Genomic DNA, 21,552 nt, shown 5'->3' with positions numbered 1-21,552 from the left:
ATCATACGATAAAAACATGAATATGCTAAATTACTACCTTAAATTACCAAAATAAGGCCTGTTTTATGGAATGTATGAGAATTCAGCCTGTAACGAGTCATCCTGGAGAAAATGCTTTATTTATTGTATTAGGATTAGCTCAAGGTGATTCTGTTGTAGAAAAAGTAAAAGATTTTGCTGGTAAATTCTCTGCGTTAACCAGAAGTTTGTCTAACCGTTATCCTGAAACTAAATTTAATGCCATATTAGGTTTTAGCTCAAACGCGTGGGATATTTTATTTCCACAGCAAGCAAAGCCTCAAGAATTAGAAACATTTCAAGAAATCAAAGGCCCAAAATACACAGCCGTTTCAACACCCGGGGATTTATTCTTTCATATTCGTGCTGATCGACAAGCTTTATGTTATGAGTTAGGAAGTATCATCAATGAACAGTTAGGTAAAGTAACTTACCCAATTGATGAAGTGCATGGTTTTCGTTATTTCGATGGTCGTGCGATTATTGGCTTTGTAGATGGAACAGAAAATCCTGAACCTGTAATTGCTGCACAATGGGCATTAGTGGGTAACGAAGATCCTGACTTTACTGGGGGAAGTTATGCATTTATCCAAAAATATACCCATGATATGGAAAAATGGCGTGCATTAAGCGATGAGGAACAAGAAAAAGTTATCGGGCGTAAAAAGTTCAACGATATTGAGCTTGATGATGACGAGAAGCCTTTAACAGCACATAATGTAGTAAGTAAAGCGCATGATGCAGAAGGCAATGAACTAAAAATTATGCGTGCAAATATGCCTTTTTCGAATCCATCCAAAAATGAATATGGTACTTTTTTTATTGGTTACTCACGTAAATTTAGTACGACACGTCAAATGCTTGAAAATATGTTCTTAGGAAATGAGCAAGGTAATCTTGACCGATTACTTGACTTTAGTACTGCCCAAACAGGTACTCTATTTTTCGTACCGACAGTAGATTTTCTAGATGGCTTGGGTGACGAGTAGGCATTAAAAATAAACTTAGATGGTAGAGGTGAGTAGATTACCTCTACTATATAAATTGAAATTAATATGATGTGATGAGATGTTTAAAAAATTAACCCAACTTTTTCAAGGTTCGAAAGAGACACCAGAACAAATTTATTTACAAGAGAATCAGCTCAGTTTTGATTCAGAGCGTGGTCCAGTTATTAAAGATGTCGTGATTAATGAAAAGTGGTCAGAGCACCTTGAGTATTTTTCAAATCGTAAATTACAGAATTTTGATAACTTACCTAAGCTATTTCAAATTACACCACAAATTAATGAAAAGATTGATTTAGAGATTGCAACGCAACGATATGTGGAAAGGTTAGGTAATACACAAGAAAAGTTACTTGAGCTTAAAGCAATCATACAGGTATTAAACCAATATTATGTGATGTTTTTACGAGACAAATAACTTCAAATGATTGTTTAAGAACTATAAAAAAGTATCACAAAGTAGTAGCTTGATTGCAGAAAAATAACTCAATTCACTAAAAACATCATGCTACTATTAACCTCATATCTTTTTAGCTCATAAAAGCCATATACATGTTTCAACAAGAAATCTCTCAATTGAATTTGCAACAGCTCAAGGCCGGTGAAAAGCGTTGGGTGGGGTCATTATTAGGTTCATCAGCAGCTTTATTACTTAAAGAAATTGCCACTCAGCATTCTTCTTTATTGGTATTAGTTGCTAGAAACAACCAACATGTTGCTCAATTAGAAAGTGAACTTGAGTTTTATGGAGTTAAGCCGACAATTTTTCCGGATTGGGAAATTTTGCCTTATGACCGTTTATCTCCCCATCAAGATATTGTGTCAGAACGTCTTGCTATTTTATCTAATATGCCTCAGCAAGGCGTATTACTGATTTCAGCAAGTACCTTGGCTCAACGGGTTGCACCTTACTCATGGGTATTGGGAGAACACTTTGATATAAAAGTGGGTCAAAAATTTGATTTAGAACAACAAAAATTAAGGTTAGTTCAGGCGGGCTACCACTTAGTAGATACAGTTTATGACCATGGTGAGTTTGCTGTACGCGGCAGTATTATGGATATTTTTGCATCTGGGCAAGAATCTCCAATCCGCATAGATTTATTTGACGATGAAATTGATTCTTTAAAATTCTTTGACCCAGAAACTCAAAGAACAACAACCACGCTAAAAAGTTTTACGGTTTTACCCGCGAAAGAATTCCCTTTAAAAGAAGGACGTTCAGTTTTTAGAGACCGTTATTCTGAGTTTTTTCCTACTGCCAATCCTAAGAAAAATCCAATTTATCAGGACGTTTTAGATGGTATAGCATCGCCTGGTATTGAATTTTATTTACCGCTATTTTTTGATAAAGAACAAATGCAGACACAAAGTATGTTTACAACATACTTACCAAAGAATTGCATTGTAATTACAACTAATGATATTGACACTGATTTAACAAACTTCTGGAAAGAAGTTATGCGTCGTTATGAAGACCGACGCCATAATATGGATCAACCTATTCTTGCTCCAGAAGAGCTATTTATTTCTCCAAATCATTTGTTAAGTGCTTTAAACCAGTTTCCACGAATGCTTGTAAGCGCAGAAACTATTGAAGAAAAAGCTGGTGCACTTAATCTTAAAACTGAACAACCACCCAAGTTGCCAGTCGATCCGAAAAAAGAAAAACCATTTAGTGCCGTAAAAAAATATATTGATGAAGCAAATCATCCTGTTCTATTGGTTGCGGAAAGTGCAGGACGTCGCGAAAGCTTAAAAGATGCGTTGCGTTCAAGTTTAGGTGAGATTCCGAATGTAGAGAATTTTGAGCAATTCCAAATTAGTCAGTTCGCAATTGCTATTACTAATGCACCTTTAGATCGTGGTTTACTTTTAACTGATCAATTAACGGTTATTTCAGAAAATCAGCTTTACGAGCACCGAGTTGTACAGCGTCGTCGCAAGCGTCAACAGGAAGTTTCAGAAGAGTTTCTGATTCGAAGCTTAACTGAGCTAAGCATTGGTGCTCCTGTTGTACATATCGATCATGGTGTGGGGCGTTATGCTGGTTTAATTACACTCGCGATTGAAGGACAAGACTATGAGTTCTTACAACTAGATTATGCCGAAGATGCAAAAGTCTATGTTCCAGTAACGAACTTGCATCTAATTAGCCGTTATAGTGGTGGCGACCCGGATTTAGCACCGTTACATAAAATCGGAACTGATGCTTGGAGTAAAGCTAAGCGTAAAGCATTAGAACAAATTCATGACGTTGCAGCCGAGCTTTTACATATTCAGGCACGTCGTCAGTCAAAACCTGGCTTTGCTTTTGAACTGGATCAGTCGCTCTATATGCAATTTGCGAGTGGCTTTGCGTATGAAGAAACCCTTGATCAGGCTAATGCAATTGAAGCCACACTCTATGATATGCAGCAAGCAAAACCAATGGATAGGTTGGTGTGTGGTGACGTAGGTTTTGGTAAAACCGAAGTGGCCATGCGTGCAGCATTTGTAGCGGTACAAAATGGCAAACAGGTCGCTGTTTTAGTTCCTACGACTTTACTAGCTCAACAACATTATGAGTCTTTTAAAGACCGTTTTGCTGATTGGCCAGTACGTATTGAAGTGCTCTCACGTTTTGGTTCAAACAAAACACATTTGAAAAATATTGAAGACTTGGCAAATGGTAAAGTCGATATTGTGGTAGGTACACATAAGCTTCTACAAGAGAATGTTCAGTTTAAAGATTTAGGCTTAATGGTTGTAGACGAGGAGCATCGCTTTGGTGTGCGTGATAAGGAGCGTATCAAAGCTTTACGTGCCGATGTTGATATGTTGACACTTACAGCAACGCCAATTCCTCGTACGCTTAATATGGCTTTTTCGGGTATGCGTGATTTGTCGATTATTGCGACTCCGCCAGCCCGTCGATTAGCAGTAAAAACCTTTGTGCAAGAGCATACAGATGCTTCAATCAAGGAAGCGATTTTGCGTGAGTTACTTCGTGGTGGACAAGTTTATTTCTTACATAATGAAGTAGAGACCATTGAGCGAGCTGCCGAAAATATTCGTGTGCTTGTACCCGAAGCACGTGTAGCGGTAGCACATGGACAAATGCGTGAACGCGAACTTGAGCAAGTTATGCAGCAGTTCTATCACAAAGAATATAATGTGCTGGTATGCTCAACCATTATTGAGACAGGTATCGATGTTCCAAATGCCAATACAATTTTAATTGAACGTGCGGATAAACTTGGTTTAGCGCAATTACACCAGTTACGTGGCCGTGTAGGTCGTTCGCATCACCAAGCATACGCCTATTTGTTAGTACCTTCGATTAAACACTTAAAAGGTGATGCCGAAAAACGCCTTGATGCGATTCAACGTGCTTCGACATTAGGTGCAGGCTTTATGCTCGCTACGGAAGATTTGGAAATTCGTGGGGCAGGCGAATTGTTAGGCGAGCAACAAAGTGGCTCAATGCAGGCGATAGGATATAGCTTGTATATGGAAATGCTTGAGAAAGCGACTAAAGCAATTCAACAAGGTAAAACCCCGAATTTTGATGCTCCATTGTCGTTAACTGCCGAAATTAACTTACATATTCCTGCACTTATTCCAGATGATTACCTAGGTGATGTTCATCAGCGTCTATTATTCTATAAACGTATTAGTAATACCGATACACAGGAAAAACTAGATAACATCCGTATGGAGCTTATTGACCGTTTCGGTATTCCACCGCAGTCGGTTAAGCACTTATTTAGCGTGCATCAAATCCGTTTGAAAGCAGAACATTTAGGTATTACGAAAATTGATATTAATACTCAAGGTGGAAATATTGAGTTTTCACCAGATACGCCAGTTCAGGCCATTAGTATTATTCAGTTAATGCAAAAAAATCCGACCTATTACCGTATGGAAGGCGGACAACGTTTGAAGGTGATGGTGCAGCTTGAAGAGTATGAAAAACGAATTCAATTTATCAATGATTTATTGCAAAAATTGATGAGTGAACTACATGCCTGAGACCTGTTTTTCTAACCAGCGCTAGCTAATTAGGACATTTGTTTTGATGTAATCGGATTTTATGTACTATTTATACCTTGAGATATGAATAAGTGCATAAAATCATTGTTATTTGTAAGCAAACGGGCTACTAATAATATTCACATCAAAACTGATGTGATAGTATTAGCCATTATTGTTTATTGTCATTTATAAAAGATATGTTTAGTTTGCATCCACAACTTGCTCAAGATACTTTTTTTGTAGGCGATTTCCCGCTTTCAACATGTCGTTTAATGAATGATATGCAATTTCCTTGGTTGATTTTAGTACCACGCGTACCAGGAATCACGGAACTATACGAATTGAGTCAAGCTGACCAAGAACAGTTTCTACGTGAATCAAGCTGGTTATCTAGCCAGTTATCTCGCGTTTTCCGTGCTGATAAAATGAATGTAGCAGCTTTAGGTAATATGGTGCCTCAATTGCATTTTCATCATGTTGTCCGCTATCAAAATGATGTAGCTTGGCCGAAACCTGTATGGGGTACACCAGCGGTGCCATATACAAGTGATGTTTTAGCTCATATGCGTCAGACTCTTATGCTTGCTCTACGTGGCCAAGGTGATATGCCTTTTGATTGGCGCATGGATTAAATCAATGTAATGCCACATATCAATGTGGCAACATTGAAATGTGGAGGATAGGGTGCAATTAGAGAGGTTTATAGATCGGGAACCTAAGCAGTTTGCATATTTTCATCGTTTGATGGGATATTCAATTCTGTCATTAATTTTAGTGATCTATGCCTTTACCTCACCGAATACTAATTATCAAATCTATATTCCTCCTTTTTTTCTTTTTTTACTTTTTGTCAGTTCTAAACTAGAACACTGGTTGCAGTACCAGTTTGATAAGAAAACTCAAAAAAGTGTTTTTTTCGCAATAGATGCGATTGTAGTGGCTGTTACTCTGGCAGGAGTGCACCTTAATCTCGTTCCAACATTTATTGCACTTTTTGCATTGTTTTACTCAGCAATTAATAGTCGTATTTCCTTTGCAGTTATTTGTTTAACGAGTCTGCTTGGGGCGATTATTTTTTATTTAAGTACATTTTTCCTATTTGGTTTTCATCCATATTTCGAAGCCACAAGCCAAGAATTAACAGTAATTACCTTACTTGGTTTGGTAATGTTTATCACTATCGGAAATTATTACCAACACCGCTGGGTTAAAAAAATTAGTCAGCAACGTCAGCATTATTATGACCAGATGACACGTTATATTGCTTTTGCTAATCAGTTAAGCCGCTATGCTCCATTACAATTATGGCAGTCGATTATGCGTGGGGAAGCTGAAGCAAAAATCGAATATAAACGTAAAAAAATGACCGTATTCTTTTCTGATATTCAGGGGTTCACCGAACTATCAGAAACTTTAATTCCTGATGACTTAGCTTTCTTGCTTAACGATTATTTAAGTCATATGACTGAAATTGCAAAGCAATATGAAGCGACGGTCGACAAATTTATGGGAGATGCGATTCTCATATTTTTTGGAGATCCGAATTCACAAGGAGTTGAGCAAGATGCCAAATCGTGTGTAGAAATGGCAATTGCTATGCGACAGCAAATGAAGTTATTGCGCGAACGATGGAAGAAAATGGGATATTCAGCCTTACATATCCGTATGGGTATTAGTACAGGTTATTGCCACGTAGGGAATTATGGTGCAACCCATCGTATGGCTTATACGATTGTAGGTCGTGACGTAAATTTAGCGGCACGTTTACAGTATGCTGCTGAAATTGATGAAATACTCATTTCTGATGATACTTATCAATTGATCAAAAGTGATTTTCTATGTGCGCCTAAGACCCCAATTTATTTAAAGGGTATTCAAGGGGCAGTAAAAACATGGCAAGTCATGGAAAAATACACAGGAAATAAGTCAGACCATCAACAATGGTTTGATTATGAATATAAAGGTTTCCATTTAGTTTTAAATTTAGAAGAAGTACAAAACTACGAATACCCTGAGTTGGTTGAAGTGCTTGAAAAAATGATTCAGCGCATTAAAGTTCAACAAACTTTGGTCAATACTCAAGGTGTTGCTCAGCTTAGACTTGAGGATGAAGTTAAGCCTATAAATATCGATGAAGAACAAGATCAGGTATAAATTATATAAATAAAAAAAAGCTGCCTAAGCAGCTTTTTTTATTATTTATTAATGATTTTCCGAAGCGTGGTTAATTGTGTATTTCGGAATCTCAATTTCAAGATCTTCATCTACAACTTTAACCTGACATGAAAGACGTGAGTCAGGCTCCAACCCCCAAGCACGGTCTAGAAGATCGGCTTCAACATCATTCATTTCTTCTAAGCTATCAAAGCCTTTACGAACGATCACATGACAAGTTGTACATGCACAAGACATATCACAAGCATGTTCAATTTTGATTCCTTTGTTGAGCAAACTTTGGCAAAGATTTGCATTTTGTTCAACCTCAAATTCTGCCCCTTCTGGGCAAAATTGAGCGTGAGGAAGTACTTTAATACGTGGCATATTGATCACCTATACCTTTTAATTTGATTTTGACCAATCATCGAGCTTCGTGCCTTTTAAGGCATGGTCAATATGTCGATTCATCCGTAGTGCTGCAAAAGCATCACTATGTACTTTAAGTTGTTGAACTGCGTGCTCAATTGCTTGAATATCACTGCCTTCAAGCTGAGCTTTTAATGATTCCTTAGCAGAGTTGAGTGCGTCAAGCTGCTTTTCATCAAGTAAATCCGCATCTACTTTTAATGCTTGCTCAAGAGCCTCAAGCTCACGTTCTGCTTCAACTTTAGTTTCTTTTAAATGACGAAGATTTTTGTCCTCTTCGGCATGTTGGAAACCTTCAATTAATAAGCGTTCCGTATCTGCCTCAGATAAACCATAAGATGGTTTGATATCAATATGAGCTTGCACGCCAGAAGTTGCTTCACGAGCAGAAACGGTGAGTAAGCCATCTGCATCAACTTGGAAAGTGACTTCAATACGAGCTTGGCCTGCAGTCATTGGTGGAATGCCATGAAGTACAAATCTACCTAATGAACGGCAATGTTCAACTAAATCACGTTCGCCTTGAACTACATGAATTAACATAGCAGTTTGACCATCTTGATAAGTGGTGAACTCTTGACGACGTGCAACAGGAATCGCTGTATTACGAGATATCAGGCGCTCAACGAGTCCTCCCATAGTCTCTAGACCAAGAGAAAGAGGAGTTACATCTAAAAGAAGAGAGCCATCTTGGCTATTACCGATTAACTGGTTGGCTGTAATAGAAGCGCCAATTGCCACCACTTCATCTGGGTTGATCGTGCAAAGAGGTTCTTGGGCAAAAACTTCCCGTACTGCTTTTTGAACAGCATAAGAGCGAGTAGAACCACCTACCAAAACAACATTTTGAATATCGGTTAACTCGAGTTTTGCATCACGCAGTACACGCTTACAAACACTAATCGTTTTGTCTAATGCTACTTGAATAATGCTTTCAAATGTAGGGCGATCTAGTGTGAGAGTTGCTTCGAGTAACTTTAATTCAACTGAATCTTGAGTTGATAATTGTTCTTTAGCTTGACGTGCTGCCACAATAAATACGGCATAATCTTCATCACTTAATACATCAATATTAAGTTGTTTTTTAGCCCATTTTACGATTAGACGGTCTAAGTCATCACCACCTAAAGCAGTGTGACCACCAGTCGCTAAAACTTCGAATACGCCTTGTGAAAAACGTAAGATAGATACGTCAAAAGTACCGCCACCCAAGTCATAAATTACATAATTACGGTCGGTCGCTAAATTACTTTCTTGATCTAATCCATAAGCTACAGCGGCAGCTGTAGGCTCATTTAATAAACGTAATACATTTAAACCTGCAAGTTGAGCTGCATCGCGAGTTGCTTGACGCTGAGCTTCATCGAAATATGCAGGAACGGTAATTACTGCTCCATTAACAGGATTTTGTAAGCTGTCTTCAGCGCGATCTTTTAATTGTTTTAAAATTTCAGCTGAGATTTCTACTGGTGTTTTGCGTCCAGCACGGGTTTCAAAAGCAGGCATTTCATTTTCTGAGCCTACTAACTCATAAGGGTGTTGAAATTTAATATCTGCCTTTGATCGGCCCATAAATCGTTTAACAGAAACAATTGTATTTTTTGGATCTGCAATGATAAAGGGTTTAGCTTCTTCACCGTAATGAGTTGTATTGTCCCCGTAATGAACGATAGAAGGAAGTAATCTTCTATTTTGAACATCATTGAGTACTTTAGGTTTGCCTGATAACACTGTCGCAACTAATGAGTGTGTTGTTCCTAGGTCAATACCAATCGCAATGCGATGTTGGTGTGGGGCACTGGATTGACCCGGTTCAGCAATTTGCAAAAGTGCCATGAGTTAAATCCCTTGAAAATAAAGTAGAGAAAGCAAAATTAAAAATCGTCGTCTAAATCAAAACTGTCTTCATCATCTAACAGTTGATCTTCTGCTTTATCAATATCGTTTAAAACACGTTGAAAGAAACGTAACTTACGTACGGTATCGCGTGCTTCTGCCCAATCTTCTTCACTGTAATCAATTTTGAATTCACGGACCAAACCATCAATCCATTGTTGTACTTCTAATCTTAAAGTACGTAAATGTTCAGATGATGTCGCTTCATCAAGTTGTTCACGAAGTTCTAAAGCGGATTGTAGAAATTCGAAATCACTAATAGATTGATCAAGATGATGATCTTGCTTTTTAAGAGCTAAAAGATAAGCAGCGCGGCTATCAACTTGAGAAAGCGTTTTAAAAGCTTGATTGATTTCACTTGATTTGATCAATGCTTGATCTTTATCTGCGGCTTTATCTGGATGATATTGTTGTTGCAAACTTAAGAAATTTGATTTCAAGCTTGCCAAATCGATATCGAGTGCCACAGGTAAATTGAACAACTCAAAATGATTCATTAGAAATGAGGTCCACATTAATTAAATACATTAAAACAGTGCTGTTAAAAGGCACTGTTTTAATGAGAAAAAGGAAAGGAGAGGATTAAACAGTGAATGACTCACCACAACCACATTCACCCTTTTTATTAGGATTGTTAAATTCGAACCCTTCATTAAGGCCATTTTTAACATAGTCCATTTCTAAGCCGTCTAAGTAAACTAAGCTTTTAGGATCTACAAAAACCTTAACGCCGAATTGTTCGAAAATTTGATCATGTTCATCGATATCATCTACAAATTCGAGAACATAAGCCAACCCAGAACAACCAGAAGTTTTCACACCAACGCGAATGCCTTCACCCTTACCTCGGTTTTTAAGGTAATTACTAATATGAGTCGCAGCATTTTCAGTTAAATGAATCATGAAAACTCCAACGTTTATAATGGTAACAAATTAAGCTTTTGATTTTTTACTACGATAATCTTCAATCGCAGCTTTAATTGCATCTTCAGCTAATACAGAACAGTGAACTTTTACTGGCGGAAGAGCTAGCTCAGTTGCAATATCAATGTTTTTGATTGCTTGAGCTTCATCAAGAGTCTTGCCTTTTAACCATTCTGTTACAAGTGAACTTGATGCAATTGCAGAACCGCAACCATAAGTCTTGAAACGTGCTTCTTCGATTACACCGTTGTCATTTACTTGAATCTGTAAACGCATTACGTCGCCACATGCAGGTGCACCCACCATACCTGTACCAACATTCTCAGAGTTTTTGTCTAAAACACCAACATTACGTGGATTTTCGTAATGATCAATTACCTTTTCGCTATAAGCCATTTCGCTTCTCCAAACCTCGGGGTCAGCCTAATATTAATATGAGGGTTAAAACACTAATTTCAATAATTAGTGTTCTGCCCATTCAACTGTAGAAAGATCGATACCTTCTTTGTACATATCCCAAAGCGGAGAAAGTTCACGTAATTTCTCAACAGCGGCTTTGGTAATTGTAAGCACGTGGTCAATATCTTCTTCAGTCGTGTATTTACCAAAACTAAAGCGAATTGAGCTGTGTGCTAGCTCATCAGATAAACCTAATGCGCGAAGAACATATGAAGGCTCTAAAGTAGCAGAAGTACAAGCAGAACCACTTGATACAGCAGCGTCTTTAAGCGACATCATTAAAGATTCACCTTCAACAAAGTTGAAGCTGACATTTAAATAGTTAGCAACGTTTTGAGTTGGGTGGCCATTTAAGAACACTTGTTCAAGGTCTTGTAAACCGTTCCAAAGTTTGTCACGAAGTTTACGAATACGTTCTTGTTCTGCATGCATTGTTTTGCCTGCAAGTTCAAAAGCTTCACCCATACCAACAATTTGGTGAGTCGCTAAAGTACCAGAACGCATACCACGTTCATGTCCACCGCCATGAATTTGTGCTTTTAGACGAACACGTGGGCTACGACGTACATATAATGCGCCGATACCTTTTGGACCATAAATTTTATGAGCAGAGAAACTCATTAGGTCAATTTTCATTGTAGATAAGTCGATATCGACTTTACCAGCTGCTTGTGCTGCATCTACATGGAAAAACGTTTTATTTGCACGTGTTAATTCACCGATCGCTGCTACATCTGTAACTGTACCAATTTCATTGTTTACCATCATAAGAGAAACAAGAATAGTATCTGGGCGAAGGGCAGCCTTAACCATTTCAGGAGTAATTAAACCTGTTTGTGGTTCTGGCTCTAAATAAGTGATTTCAAAACCTTGTTCTTCCAATTCACGGCAAGGATCTAGAACAGCTTTATGTTCAATTTTACTTGTAATGATATGTTTGCCTTTAGATGCATAGAATTGAGCAACACCTTTAAGAGCAAGGTTGTCTGATTCAGTTGCACCAGAAGTCCAAACGATTTCACGTGGGTCAGCTTTAATTAAGTTTGCGACTTGCTCACGTGCATATTCAACTTTTTCTTCTGCCTGCCAGCCATAAGCGTGGGAACGAGATGCAGCATTACCAAAGGTACCGTCGAAAGTTAAACACTCCATCATACGTTCTGCAACTTGCGGATCTACTGGAGTGGTTGCTGCGTAATCAAGATAAATTGGACGTTTCATATCAAATACCTGTACCCGATAAAAGAGCTGAATCTGTGCCAGTTACATTTTGGCGTAATGCAACAGTTTGAACGTTGTCTCGGCTAATGAGGTTGGCAAGAGTGATTTTAGCTAAATAGTCGGCAATATGATGAGAGAGTTCTTGCCATAAATCGTGAGTAAGACACATTGCACCATTTTGGCAGTTGCCTTTATGGTCACAACGCGTTGCATCAACAGTTTCATTTACGGCTTCAATGATTTCTAACACAGTAATTTCATCAGCGTTTCGAGCCAAATGGTAACCACCATTTGCACCGCGAACACTAGAAACTAACCCATGACGCTTAAGTTTTGCGAACAACTGCTCTAAATAAGCAACTGAAATAGATTGACGTGCGGCAATTTCGGCGAGCGTGATCGTTTGTTCAGTTGGCTGCAAAGCTAAATCAAGTAGAGCAGTCACTGCGTAGCGACCGCGAGTTGTAAGGCGCATGATTCGATACACATGTTAAGACTAGATAATAGGATTTTATGAATCCCGACTAAAATAGTCAAGTTTTTTTATTTTTAATTCAAGTGCAGGATCAAGTTAGAAAAAATAAGTTAAGCTACCCACAAATTATATATGAAATAAACAATAAATATTAGGCTAATTATACCAAAGCACAAGTTAATGTTCCGTTGGCGCTGTTGTAAACGTGCAATTCGGTTTTGATACTGTTTAATTTCGACATGCAACGAATTTATTTCTGAGCGTTGTTGGTCGATTTTTTCAAGTAATGGAGCAATTTTTTTGCGAGAGGCTAGGGCTTCGGCTTCATCATCTGGTGCGTTGAACCACTGTTTCCAGTCTGCTAGAAGCTTAGGTAAAGTGAGATGCGAAATTAAATCGATAAGTTCTTTTTTAGTCTCTGCATCCCCATCAATTCGCATGTTATTCAGGCTACGTTGGTTTGAAAAAACAAAAATTTTGATAAGGTCAACGAGAGTACTATTAATTTCTAAATCAATCCGACGGTCATATGAGTGAATATCAAATAGCAATCCTTTTTCCGTAAACTGCACATAGAAATCGAAAAATGGCAAATAGCTATTAATACGGATTGTTATTTTATTGGCGATAAACTTTTTCGCTTGCAAGCGAAGAACACCATCGTGGGTGAGAATAAATGAGAAAAAAGTTTCTAAAATAATTAGAACAATATTCAGCAACAGACGTGGATGTTTTTGTCTTTGTTGCGTTTCACTCATAAAAGTTTATCCTTAAATATTAGAGATTAATTGAGAGAATGAGACATCCTATCTCAAACTTAACACAATGTCCTGTTAAATATATTTACATGACATGATTGTTTTGTAGAACAGTTTCATAAATGTATCAAGTCTTGACTTTGTTATTATAAGAATATTTTGTGGTTAAATAACACTTCGTCTCTCTCATCCGATCAGGAGCTTAGATCAATGGATAATGCAAACATAGAAACACAAGCAGAAGAGCAAGGAGAAAAAAATAAATCAAAATCAAAAAGTTCTAGAAAATCTGCATTAGATTTTAGAAAGTATACTAAACAAATCTGGTTGGCAGGTTTGGGTGCTTTTTCTCGTGCCGAAGAAGAAGGGAATAAACTATTTGACTCATTAGTCAAAGTAGGAGAAGAGTTAGAATCTAAAACAGGTGATTTAGCAGATACAACTGTTGGTAAAGTAACCGAAAAAGCAAAAGAGTCGGTTTCTGATACAAAAGACAAGGTCGAGAAAATTTTAGATACGAGTGTAAACCACTCTTTAAATAGAATTGGCTTGGTCACTCCGAAGGATTTACAGCACATTGAACAACTCCTAGTTCAACTGCATATAAAGGTAGATGCTTTAATTGAAGAAAATCAGAAATTGAAGGCAAAATTGAATGAAAAGTAAAAAAATGTAGGGATTTAGCAAATATATAACAGTTTTTTAGCATTTATTTTTGCTAAAAGCTCTGCTCTAGTATTGCGTTTTCCCCCAAAGCATTGCTATAAAGGCGTCATGGCCTTTTAAACTATAGCCTTGGACCTTAAACAAACGATATTAAGAGGATGTTTTATTCATGAATAAATCAGAATTAATCGATGCAATTGCTGAAAAAGGGGGAGTATCTAAGACTGATGCAGGCAAGGCACTCGATGCGACAATTGCGTCAATTACTGAAGCACTTAAAAAAGGTGACACAGTAACTTTAGTTGGTTTTGGTACTTTCAGTGTTAAAGAACGTGCTGCACGTACTGGTCGTAACCCTAAAACTGGTGAAGAGCTTCAAATTAAAGCAACAAAAGTACCTAGCTTTAAAGCTGGTAAAGGTCTTAAAGATTCAGTTGCTTAATCTTTTAAGATGATTAAACGCGCCAATATAGGCGCGTTTTTTATTAAAAATCTGAATTGACCAATATTGCTCATTCATTCATTGTGGTTTTTCAGTTAAAATTCTCCTCGAAATAAAATATTGGAATACTTATGGAATCGTTTCGTACAGTCATTAAGGGTTGGCTCGGCAAAGTCCTTTTAGTTTTGTTTTTGACCCCTTTAGCGCTTGTAGGTATTGAAGGATATTTTAATAGGGGAAACAAGGCAGATGTCGCAAAAACTGTAAATGGACAGGACATATCAAAAAAAGACCTTGAAACTTTAACGCAAAGGTACAAAGAACAATATTTAGCTGCTGTAAAGGGTGATGAAAGTTTACTTAATTTACCGGTAATTCAAGCCAAAGCTCTTGATATATTGGTATCCCGTAATTTGCTCATTCAACAAGCTGAAAAATTAGGTATTTCTTTAAGCGATGCTCAAATCGAGCAAATGTTAGCTCAGCAGCCAAGTTTGCAAGAAAATGGCCAGTTTTCACAAAAATTATATGAAAATTATTTGCGTTCGATTGGTATGACAAGCGAAGGCTTAATCGCTAGCTTACGTCAAGATCACGCTTTAAAAATGTTGACTTCAACTTTTGCAGATTATTCTTTAGTGAGTAAAGTTGATTTAATGCAAATTGCGAATTTGCAAACTGAACAGCGTACATTGCATTTGGCTAGTATTAAGTTAGACCCTTATAAAGCTGGTTTAACTGCATCGAACCAAGAGGCTACTGATTACTACAACAAACATCAGAATGAGTTTAAACAGCCTGCTTCTGTTGATGTAGATTATGTTGTTTTATCTCCGTCTTTAATGGCTAAGCCAGCTCCAGCCACAGATGCCGAGCTTAAACAAGCTTATGCAAAGTTCGTAGAAACTCAGCAAAAAGATGCTAAACGCATAGTGAAACATATCCTTATTACGACAGACGCTCGTGATGATGCGGCAGCTCAAAAACTTGCTAAAGATGTATATGCAAAAATTCAGGGTGGACTTTCATTTGCTCAAGCAGCAGCTCAGTTCTCTGAAGATCCAACTTCTAAAACGAAAGGTGGATTAGTTGAAGCATATGCACCTGGTGTTTTCTCTGATGCATTTGATAAAACTGTTTTAAGCTTGAAAAATGGTCAAATTTCTCAGCCAGTAAAAACACAATATGGCTATCATATTATTGAAGCGGAGACTCAGGCGAACCAAATTCCTTCATTTGAAGCTGAGAAACCACGTTTAATTGCAGAAGTTGAAAAGAATAAAGTTGCATCTGTTTATTCAGATACCGTAAATAGCTTGAATGAAACGATTGTTGGTAATGATTCTTTAGACGCTGTTGCACAGCAGGTTAAAGGTACAAAAATCGAATCATTAAATGGTGTAACTTTAGCCACTCAAAATCCATATTTAAGTGATCCTAACGTAAAAATTAAATTGTTTAATGATGATGTGAAAAATGGCGATCGTAATGCTTCATCTAATATTCAATTAGCGAACGGAGATACTGTTTGGGTTAAAGTACGTGACTATCATGCGGCTGGTGTTAAACCACTTGCCCAAGCAATGAATGAAGTAAAAGCTAAAGTAATTGATGAGAAAGCACGTAAAGCAGCTCAAGCGAAAATCGCTACAATGCTGACAGAATTCAAAACTCAGCCAGCTGAACAAGTTGTCGCGAAAAATAAAGTTGCTTTTGAATCAGCGGGTGTATTTACTCGTTCACAAGGTTTAAAACGTGCAATTGAGCGTGCAGCATTTAGTGTTCCTGCGCCAAAACCAGGTATGTGGTCTGTAACTACCGCGAACTTACCAAATGAGTTAGTGGTTGTGGCTGTTTCTAATGTAAATTCAGCTGCTGTTAACGCTATGCCTGCTGATCAGTTGCAACAATTAAAACAGCTTTACCGCCAATCTCGTGGTCAACAGATACTTGAAGATTACAGCGAATACTTAAAGTCACACGCTAAAATCAAATAAAATCTATGTAATAAAAAAGCGCTTCGGCGCTTTTTTTATTATTCATCGAGATTAGTACCAATATAATTTTGTCTATATTGTTTAGGTGATAAATCAAATACTCTTTTAAATGCCTGACTAAATGCGGTTTCGGAAGAATAGCCCACTTTATTTGAAATTTGTTGTATTGATAAATTACTTGTGCGTAGATATTGGCTAGCTAAGCGGAAGCGATAATGCTGCAAATAAGTAAGAGGTGGTTCACCAATAATACTATTAAAAAGATTGGCAAACTTAGATCGTGACATGCAGCATTGTTCAGCTAATGATTCAACAGTCCAGCTTATTTCAGGTTGACTATGAATTGCGGATAAAGCATTACTTAATTCAGGATGTGTGAGGGCACCTAACCAATTTTGTTGATCTGACATTTGTTGAATATGATCACGAATACATTCTATTAAAAGAATACTGACTAAGTGATCAATAATTTTGTCATGACCTGGTTGGATTTTTTGTGTTTCGACCGCTAAAAAGTAGAGACCTATTTGCAACCATTCAGGAGGAGTGGCCTGGTTCTCATGTTGAATATGCATAATAGAGGGTAATGCATTAATAAGTGGCCCTGCCATATAAGTATCGACTTGACAGCGTAAGCAGAGTAATAGGGTATTTTCAGATGTTGATGAGCCTAATTCAATTGGATCGTGGCGATGTCCATTAAATAATGGAGTAATATCGACTGGATCTACAAGTTTACTTGCAGTAGCTTTTGAGTCTGTAGCATGATGCGCTTTTCCAGAAGGAATTAAAATAATATCTCCAGCTCTTGCTGTTATTTTCTCTGAGACATTTAATTGGATATATACAGAACCCGTTAAAACGATATAAGCCAGTAAAGCAGATTGATCTTGTGTTTTAAAAGCCCATTCACCTTGTGCTTTTATATAAATATATTCAGACTTATTTAAGTGGATATCATCAAAAAATTTACTTAGTGCATCCATGTTTACGTGATCAATCATTATTTTAATAAAATTATAGTGAGCTATAAGAATAGATCAACATGTGTTTTTAGGACAAAAAAGTGGAAGAAAATGCCAAAGACTTTGAAATAGGTTTTTTGGACGGTTACAACTGTTAAGAAAATAGTATTTCTTTAACTATATAGATATATAGAAAAAGGAAATATGACTATGAATGCACCAGTAAATGTTCAGCAAGAACTTATGCCAGTGCCAGCGTCTATGCGTGAGATAGATCGTAAGCGTTATTTATGGATGATTAGTCCGGCTCTACCTGTAATTGGTTTAGGTATTTTAGCTGGATACCATTTTGGTCCACGCCCATTAAAGAAAGTATTTGCTTTAGGTGGCCCACTTTTATTACACGTTGTGATTCCTGCAATTGATACAATTATTGGTAAAGATGCGCGTAATCCAACCGATGAAGAAATTAAACTTCTTGAGAAAGATCCATATTATTCGCGTTTGGTAAAAAGTTTTATTCCATTGCAGTATGCGGCAAATATTTATGCATGTTATTTAACAAGCCGTAAAGATACTTCATTTATTGACAAAATTTTGCTTGGTATTTCGATGGGTGCCATTAATGGTATTGCAATTAATACAGCCCATGAATTAAGCCATAAACATGATCGTATAGACCATATTTTATCTCATCTTGCTTTAGTGCCTACAGGTTACAACCATTTCCGTATTGAGCATCCATATGGCCATCATAAGCGTGCAGCTACTCCTGAAGATCCTGCATCTTCACGTATGGGTGAAACATTCTATGAATTTTGGCCACGTACTGTTATCGGTTCTTTTAAATCAGCAATTGAAATTGAGAAAAATCGTTTAAAACGTAAAGGTAAAGAGTTTTGGTCACTCGATAATGAATTGCTGCAAGGCTGGGGTATGAGTGCTGCTTTCCATGCTTCTATGGTAGGAATTTTTGGTAAAGGTACGATTCCTTATTTAGCAACACAAGCATTTTACGGAATTAGTCTATTCGAAATTATTAACTATATTGAACATTATGGCTTATTGCGTCAGAAAAAAGAAAATGGTCAATATGAACGTACAATGCCAGAGCATAGCTGGAATAATAACAATGTAGTGACCAACTTATTCTTATATCAGTTACAGCGTCACTCAGATCATCATGCTTATCCAACTCGTCCATTCCAAGCGTTACGTCATTTTGATGAAGCACCAGAGTTGCCAAGTGGCTATGCAAGTATGCTGCTACCAGCCATGATTCCCTCATGGTGGTTTAAAATGATGGATAAGCGTGTATTTGATCACTACAAAGGGGATTTAAATAAAGCAAATATTTCTCCAAAGCGTCGTGCAAAAATCTTCAAAAAATTTGGTGTAGTCGATAAGTCCTTAGAAGCTACACAGGCTGAATAATTAAAAAATATATTCCTGAAATACCGAACCCTCTAATCATGTGTTTAGAGGGTTTTATTTTACCCATAAGTTATAATGCTAAGGAGCAAGTAGGCTAAATCCCCTTGCAATATCTTTATTTTAGTTCGCTTGAAGATTTCCCAAGCTCACGTCGAGCAATAATAAGTTGCTGGATTTGTTGAGTACCTTCAAAAATATCAAGAATTTTTGAATCACGTGCCCACTTCTCAAGTAGTTCATCTTCGTTATAGCCAACACTTGCTGCTAATTCGACACACTTCAAAGTGATTTCATTGCCTACACGACCTGCTTTTGCTTTAGCGATGGAAGCTTCTTTTGAGTTTGGTTTCTTATTGTCCGCCATCCAAGTGGCTTTCAGCATAAGTAACCGTGCAGCTTCCCATTCGGCTTCCATTCGGTAAATTTGTGCAGCAAGGTTAGAAGTTTGTAAATATGGAGTAGAGTAATTGGTGTCTAACTGGTCTTTAAAAATTTCTTTAATACGCTCTAAAGAAGCCTTGGCACAGCCAATTGCCATTGCTGCGACTAATGGACGTGTATTATCAAAGGTTTCCATTACACCGGCAAAACCTTTTGCAACATCAATTTCAGGGTTACCGAGCAAGTTTTCAGCTGGAACACGACAGTCAGTAAAACTAATAACGGCTGTGTCAGAGGCTTTAATTCCTAACTTATGTTCAAGTCGTTCAACCTTCATTCCGGGTGTACCCTCAGGCACCACAAATGATTTGATTGCTGCGCGTCCAAGTTTTCGGTCAAGTGTAGCCCACACAACCACCGAGTCCGCACGTTCACCAGAGGTTACGAAAATCTTTTCACCATTTAAAATGTAGTCATTACCATCTTTAGTTGCAGTAGTACGGATCGCAGCAGAATCAGAACCACAACCTGGCTCGGTAATGGCCATAGCCGCCCAAGTACCTTTAAAACGTTCTAGTTGCTCATCATTTGCGACCGCGGCAATTGCAGAGTTTCCTAAACCTTGACGTGGCATGCTGAGTAATAGCCCAGTATCGCCATAACACATTTCAATGATGCCTAACGCTGTTGACATGTTGGTTCCATTACGGACTCCTTCATTATCAGTTTCACCACGTTTTCCTGCACCGGCAGCACCTGCATTAATTCCTTCACCACCTTCATTCATGCCATCAATGAGTGAAGCGAGCATATCGAGTTCTTTCGGATAAGCATGTTCTGCTTTATCGTATTTACGGGAAATAGGGCGTAATACATTGATCGCCACATCATGTGCCTGATCAATCATCATTTTGAATTTTTTTGGATTTTGTAAATTCATGAAAATATCCTCTGATTGATCTTAAGCATGTAGGCCAGAATGTAAAATTGCGGTTGCACGTAAATCACGATACCAACGTTCAACAGGGTGTTCTTTTGTAAACCCATGACCACCTAAAATTTGTACGCCATCTGTTCCTATTTTCATGGATTTTTCTGCGCAAAGAAGACGAGCTAAATATGCTTCACGATGGAAAGGTTTACCTGCTTCGGCAAGACTTGCGGCATTTAGAATTAGCATGCGCATAGCATCAATTTCAATTGCCATATCTGCAATCATGAATGCGACACTTTGACGATGTGAAATTGGTTCTCCGAAAGCAGTTCGCTCATTGGCATATTTAATACAATATGCTTTTACAGCTTCACAGGTTCCTACAGCCATTGCACACCACATTAAGTTGCCTAAATCTAAAAAGGCGGTGTAATCAAAATCTGTTGTACCTAGTCGTAGAGCGGGTGTATGGCTGAATTTTAAAGTAGCTGTCTCTGTTGCTTTGAGACCCATTGCTGGAGTGTTCTTAATGGAAATAGTGTCACCCACTTGCACTACAAATACATCTGGTTTGCCATTAAAGTCAGCACTCACTAAGAACACATCAGCCAGATCACCTAAAATGACTAAGGTTTTTTCACCATCTATAAGATATTGATCATTTTCAAGAGAGGCTTTTGTTTTTAAAACATAAGGGTTGAATGCTGGAGTTGCTTCTTGTACTGCAAATGTTGCGGTAATGTCTGAGTCTTCAGCAAAGCAAGGCAGATACATTGACTGAACTTCAGTAGAACCCCAACGTGTAATGGCATTAATAACACTAAACGTACTTAAGAGCCCTGCTGTAAGACTAAAATCACCTTCAGCTAGTTTTTCAGCAATCAATAAGTTACTTACAATATTTTGTTCAGCGGCGACACCACCTAGTGCTTCTGGAAGAGCGTAATAGTTTAATCCTAAATCTTCTACATATTGCCAAAGGCTTTCTGGAAATTGAGCTGTCTGATCAGCATCATGAGCTAATCCCAATAAAACTTCTTGAGCAAATTGAGACATTGCCTCTGAAGTCATCTGTTGTTCTTCAGTTAGGCTTAAATCAAACAGGTTTTTCTTCTGTTGAGGCAGCCGTTGTTGGGGAATTTGCTTAGGTTTAAATGCTTTCTGAGTCTGACTTAATGCTCTAAAACCAGCTTTTGAACCTTGGTAAAGAGACCTTTCAAGAAATTTACGTAGTTTGAGTTGATCAAGTACATCGCTTCCAGCTAGTTTTGTGATCAGCGATAAACCCAACCCTTGGGCTTTATTGATCATATTTGTCATGATTATGGTGTCCTAACACATTGTTATTGTTTTATGCTGACACGCTGTATAAGAA

At 37.7% G+C, this 21,552-nt stretch carries 20 protein-coding genes; 9 read left to right on the top strand and 11 right to left on the bottom strand.

The window, feature by feature from the left end; genetic code table 11:
• Positions 1-74: 74 nt before the first annotated feature.
• The 5 genes from KNQ97_RS01015 (at position 75) to KNQ97_RS00995 (ending at position 7,196) form a co-directional block, all read left to right on the top strand.
• Entirely contained in the window at positions 75-1,007 is a 933-nt protein-coding gene (locus tag KNQ97_RS01015) for a Dyp-type peroxidase (RefSeq protein WP_001222570.1), read from the top strand.
• Between the two features lie 79 nt (positions 1,008-1,086).
• Complete coding sequence (locus KNQ97_RS01010) at positions 1,087-1,443, top strand: hypothetical protein (RefSeq protein WP_000473795.1); 357 nt, start codon at positions 1,087-1,089, stop codon at positions 1,441-1,443.
• 134 nt (positions 1,444-1,577) lie between these two features.
• The gene (mfd, locus tag KNQ97_RS01005; protein ID WP_000487581.1) at positions 1,578-5,039 is read left to right on the top strand and encodes a transcription-repair coupling factor; all 3,462 of its coding nucleotides are present in this window, start codon (positions 1,578-1,580) and stop codon (positions 5,037-5,039) included.
• A 200-nt stretch (positions 5,040-5,239) separates the two neighbouring features.
• Entirely contained in the window at positions 5,240-5,674 is a 435-nt protein-coding gene (locus tag KNQ97_RS01000) for an HIT domain-containing protein (RefSeq protein WP_000492048.1), read from the top strand.
• A 52-nt stretch (positions 5,675-5,726) separates the two neighbouring features.
• Complete coding sequence (locus KNQ97_RS00995) at positions 5,727-7,196, top strand: adenylate/guanylate cyclase domain-containing protein (protein WP_001175670.1); 1,470 nt, start codon at positions 5,727-5,729, stop codon at positions 7,194-7,196.
• Positions 7,197-7,244: 48 nt separating this feature from the next.
• On the opposite strand, the gene fdx is transcribed toward KNQ97_RS00995, so the two are convergent.
• The 8 genes from fdx to KNQ97_RS00955 all read right to left on the bottom strand — a co-directional run bounded on the left by fdx (position 7,245) and on the right by KNQ97_RS00955 (position 13,358).
• Positions 7,245-7,583, bottom strand: coding sequence for an ISC system 2Fe-2S type ferredoxin (gene fdx, locus KNQ97_RS00990; RefSeq protein WP_001137383.1), 339 nt, complete (start codon positions 7,581-7,583; stop codon positions 7,245-7,247).
• An 18-nt stretch (positions 7,584-7,601) separates the two neighbouring features.
• A complete protein-coding gene (gene hscA, locus KNQ97_RS00985; protein ID WP_001196572.1) occupies positions 7,602-9,461 on the bottom strand; it encodes a Fe-S protein assembly chaperone HscA in 1,860 nt (619 codons plus the stop codon).
• Positions 9,462-9,499: 38 nt separating this feature from the next.
• Positions 9,500-10,018, bottom strand: a complete 519-nt coding sequence (gene hscB / locus KNQ97_RS00980) for a Fe-S protein assembly co-chaperone HscB (RefSeq protein ID WP_001015254.1) — start codon at positions 10,016-10,018, stop codon at positions 9,500-9,502.
• A gap of 85 nt (positions 10,019-10,103) precedes the next feature.
• A complete protein-coding gene (gene iscA, locus KNQ97_RS00975; RefSeq protein WP_000581597.1) occupies positions 10,104-10,424 on the bottom strand; it encodes an iron-sulfur cluster assembly protein IscA in 321 nt (106 codons plus the stop codon).
• Between the two features lie 30 nt (positions 10,425-10,454).
• Positions 10,455-10,841: a Fe-S cluster assembly scaffold IscU gene (gene iscU / locus KNQ97_RS00970; protein ID WP_000331712.1), complete on the bottom strand. Its 387-nt coding sequence runs from the start codon at positions 10,839-10,841 to the stop codon at positions 10,455-10,457.
• A 66-nt stretch (positions 10,842-10,907) separates the two neighbouring features.
• Complete coding sequence (locus tag KNQ97_RS00965) at positions 10,908-12,125, bottom strand: IscS subfamily cysteine desulfurase (protein WP_000828390.1); 1,218 nt, start codon at positions 12,123-12,125, stop codon at positions 10,908-10,910.
• Between the two features lies 1 nt (position 12,126).
• Entirely contained in the window at positions 12,127-12,600 is a 474-nt protein-coding gene (locus KNQ97_RS00960) for an Rrf2 family transcriptional regulator (protein ID WP_001241480.1), read from the bottom strand.
• Between the two features lie 110 nt (positions 12,601-12,710).
• Complete coding sequence (locus KNQ97_RS00955) at positions 12,711-13,358, bottom strand: hypothetical protein (RefSeq protein ID WP_000005343.1); 648 nt, start codon at positions 13,356-13,358, stop codon at positions 12,711-12,713.
• A gap of 210 nt (positions 13,359-13,568) precedes the next feature.
• On the opposite strand from KNQ97_RS00955, the gene KNQ97_RS00950 reads away from it, so the two are divergent.
• The 3 genes from KNQ97_RS00950 (at position 13,569) to KNQ97_RS00940 (ending at position 16,463) form a co-directional block, all read left to right on the top strand.
• Entirely contained in the window at positions 13,569-14,024 is a 456-nt protein-coding gene (locus tag KNQ97_RS00950) for a phasin family protein (RefSeq protein ID WP_000368000.1), read from the top strand.
• A 169-nt stretch (positions 14,025-14,193) separates the two neighbouring features.
• A complete protein-coding gene (locus KNQ97_RS00945) occupies positions 14,194-14,466 on the top strand; it encodes an HU family DNA-binding protein (protein WP_001043034.1) in 273 nt (90 codons plus the stop codon).
• Positions 14,467-14,597: 131 nt separating this feature from the next.
• Positions 14,598-16,463 (top strand): SurA N-terminal domain-containing protein, encoded by a 1,866-nt coding sequence (locus KNQ97_RS00940; protein WP_223069175.1) that lies wholly within the window; start codon positions 14,598-14,600, stop codon positions 16,461-16,463.
• Positions 16,464-16,501: 38 nt separating this feature from the next.
• Here the strand turns inward: KNQ97_RS00940 and KNQ97_RS00935 are convergent, their stop codons facing one another.
• Positions 16,502-17,467 (bottom strand): AraC family transcriptional regulator, encoded by a 966-nt coding sequence (locus KNQ97_RS00935; RefSeq protein ID WP_000565267.1) that lies wholly within the window; start codon positions 17,465-17,467, stop codon positions 16,502-16,504.
• A gap of 171 nt (positions 17,468-17,638) precedes the next feature.
• Between KNQ97_RS00935 and KNQ97_RS00930 the strand changes: the two genes are divergently transcribed.
• Positions 17,639-18,862 carry an alkane 1-monooxygenase gene (locus KNQ97_RS00930; RefSeq protein WP_000993544.1) on the top strand — a complete coding sequence of 408 codons (1,224 nt, stop codon included), beginning with the start codon at positions 17,639-17,641 and terminating at the stop codon, positions 18,860-18,862.
• 115 nt (positions 18,863-18,977) lie between these two features.
• Here KNQ97_RS00930 and KNQ97_RS00925 read toward each other — a convergent pair whose 3' ends face one another.
• Both KNQ97_RS00925 and KNQ97_RS00920 read right to left on the bottom strand, forming a co-directional pair.
• The gene (locus KNQ97_RS00925; protein WP_253611680.1) at positions 18,978-20,183 is read right to left on the bottom strand and encodes an acyl-CoA dehydrogenase family protein; all 1,206 of its coding nucleotides are present in this window, start codon (positions 20,181-20,183) and stop codon (positions 18,978-18,980) included.
• Positions 20,184-20,204: 21 nt separating this feature from the next.
• Entirely contained in the window at positions 20,205-21,488 is a 1,284-nt protein-coding gene (locus KNQ97_RS00920; RefSeq protein WP_220525894.1) for an acyl-CoA dehydrogenase family protein, read from the bottom strand.
• Positions 21,489-21,552 lie beyond the last annotated feature (64 nt).

The sequence above is a fragment of the Acinetobacter sp. UC24323 genome, assembly GCF_024151445.1.
GTDB lineage: Bacteria > Pseudomonadota > Gammaproteobacteria > Pseudomonadales > Moraxellaceae > Acinetobacter > Acinetobacter baumannii.
The sequence above is the reverse complement of the archived record's forward strand: the minus strand, read 5'-3'. Positions and strand labels throughout refer to the sequence as shown.

Coding starts and splice junctions, on each gene's coding strand:
- KNQ97_RS00930 (WP_000993544.1), top strand. CDS start 17,639: ATGAATGCACCAGTAAATGTTCAGCAAGAACTTATGCCAGTGCCAGCG.
- KNQ97_RS00965 (WP_000828390.1), bottom strand. CDS start 12,125: ATGAAACGTCCAATTTATCTTGATTACGCAGCAACCACTCCAGTAGAT.
- hscA (WP_001196572.1), bottom strand. CDS start 9,461: ATGGCACTTTTGCAAATTGCTGAACCGGGTCAATCCAGTGCCCCACAC.
- hscB (WP_001015254.1), bottom strand. CDS start 10,018: ATGAATCATTTTGAGTTGTTCAATTTACCTGTGGCACTCGATATCGAT.
- iscA (WP_000581597.1), bottom strand. CDS start 10,424: ATGATTCATTTAACTGAAAATGCTGCGACTCATATTAGTAATTACCTT.
- KNQ97_RS00920 (WP_220525894.1), bottom strand. CDS start 21,488: ATGATCAATAAAGCCCAAGGGTTGGGTTTATCGCTGATCACAAAACTA.
- mfd (WP_000487581.1), top strand. CDS start 1,578: ATGTTTCAACAAGAAATCTCTCAATTGAATTTGCAACAGCTCAAGGCC.
- KNQ97_RS00940 (WP_223069175.1), top strand. CDS start 14,598: ATGGAATCGTTTCGTACAGTCATTAAGGGTTGGCTCGGCAAAGTCCTT.
- KNQ97_RS00960 (WP_001241480.1), bottom strand. CDS start 12,600: ATGCGCCTTACAACTCGCGGTCGCTACGCAGTGACTGCTCTACTTGAT.
- KNQ97_RS00935 (WP_000565267.1), bottom strand. CDS start 17,467: ATGATTGATCACGTAAACATGGATGCACTAAGTAAATTTTTTGATGAT.
- KNQ97_RS01015 (WP_001222570.1), top strand. CDS start 75: ATGAGAATTCAGCCTGTAACGAGTCATCCTGGAGAAAATGCTTTATTT.
- fdx (WP_001137383.1), bottom strand. CDS start 7,583: ATGCCACGTATTAAAGTACTTCCTCACGCTCAATTTTGCCCAGAAGGG.
- KNQ97_RS00955 (WP_000005343.1), bottom strand. CDS start 13,358: ATGAGTGAAACGCAACAAAGACAAAAACATCCACGTCTGTTGCTGAAT.
- KNQ97_RS01010 (WP_000473795.1), top strand. CDS start 1,087: ATGTTTAAAAAATTAACCCAACTTTTTCAAGGTTCGAAAGAGACACCA.
- KNQ97_RS00950 (WP_000368000.1), top strand. CDS start 13,569: ATGGATAATGCAAACATAGAAACACAAGCAGAAGAGCAAGGAGAAAAA.
- KNQ97_RS00945 (WP_001043034.1), top strand. CDS start 14,194: ATGAATAAATCAGAATTAATCGATGCAATTGCTGAAAAAGGGGGAGTA.
- KNQ97_RS00925 (WP_253611680.1), bottom strand. CDS start 20,183: ATGAATTTACAAAATCCAAAAAAATTCAAAATGATGATTGATCAGGCA.
- KNQ97_RS01000 (WP_000492048.1), top strand. CDS start 5,240: ATGTTTAGTTTGCATCCACAACTTGCTCAAGATACTTTTTTTGTAGGC.
- iscU (WP_000331712.1), bottom strand. CDS start 10,841: ATGGCTTATAGCGAAAAGGTAATTGATCATTACGAAAATCCACGTAAT.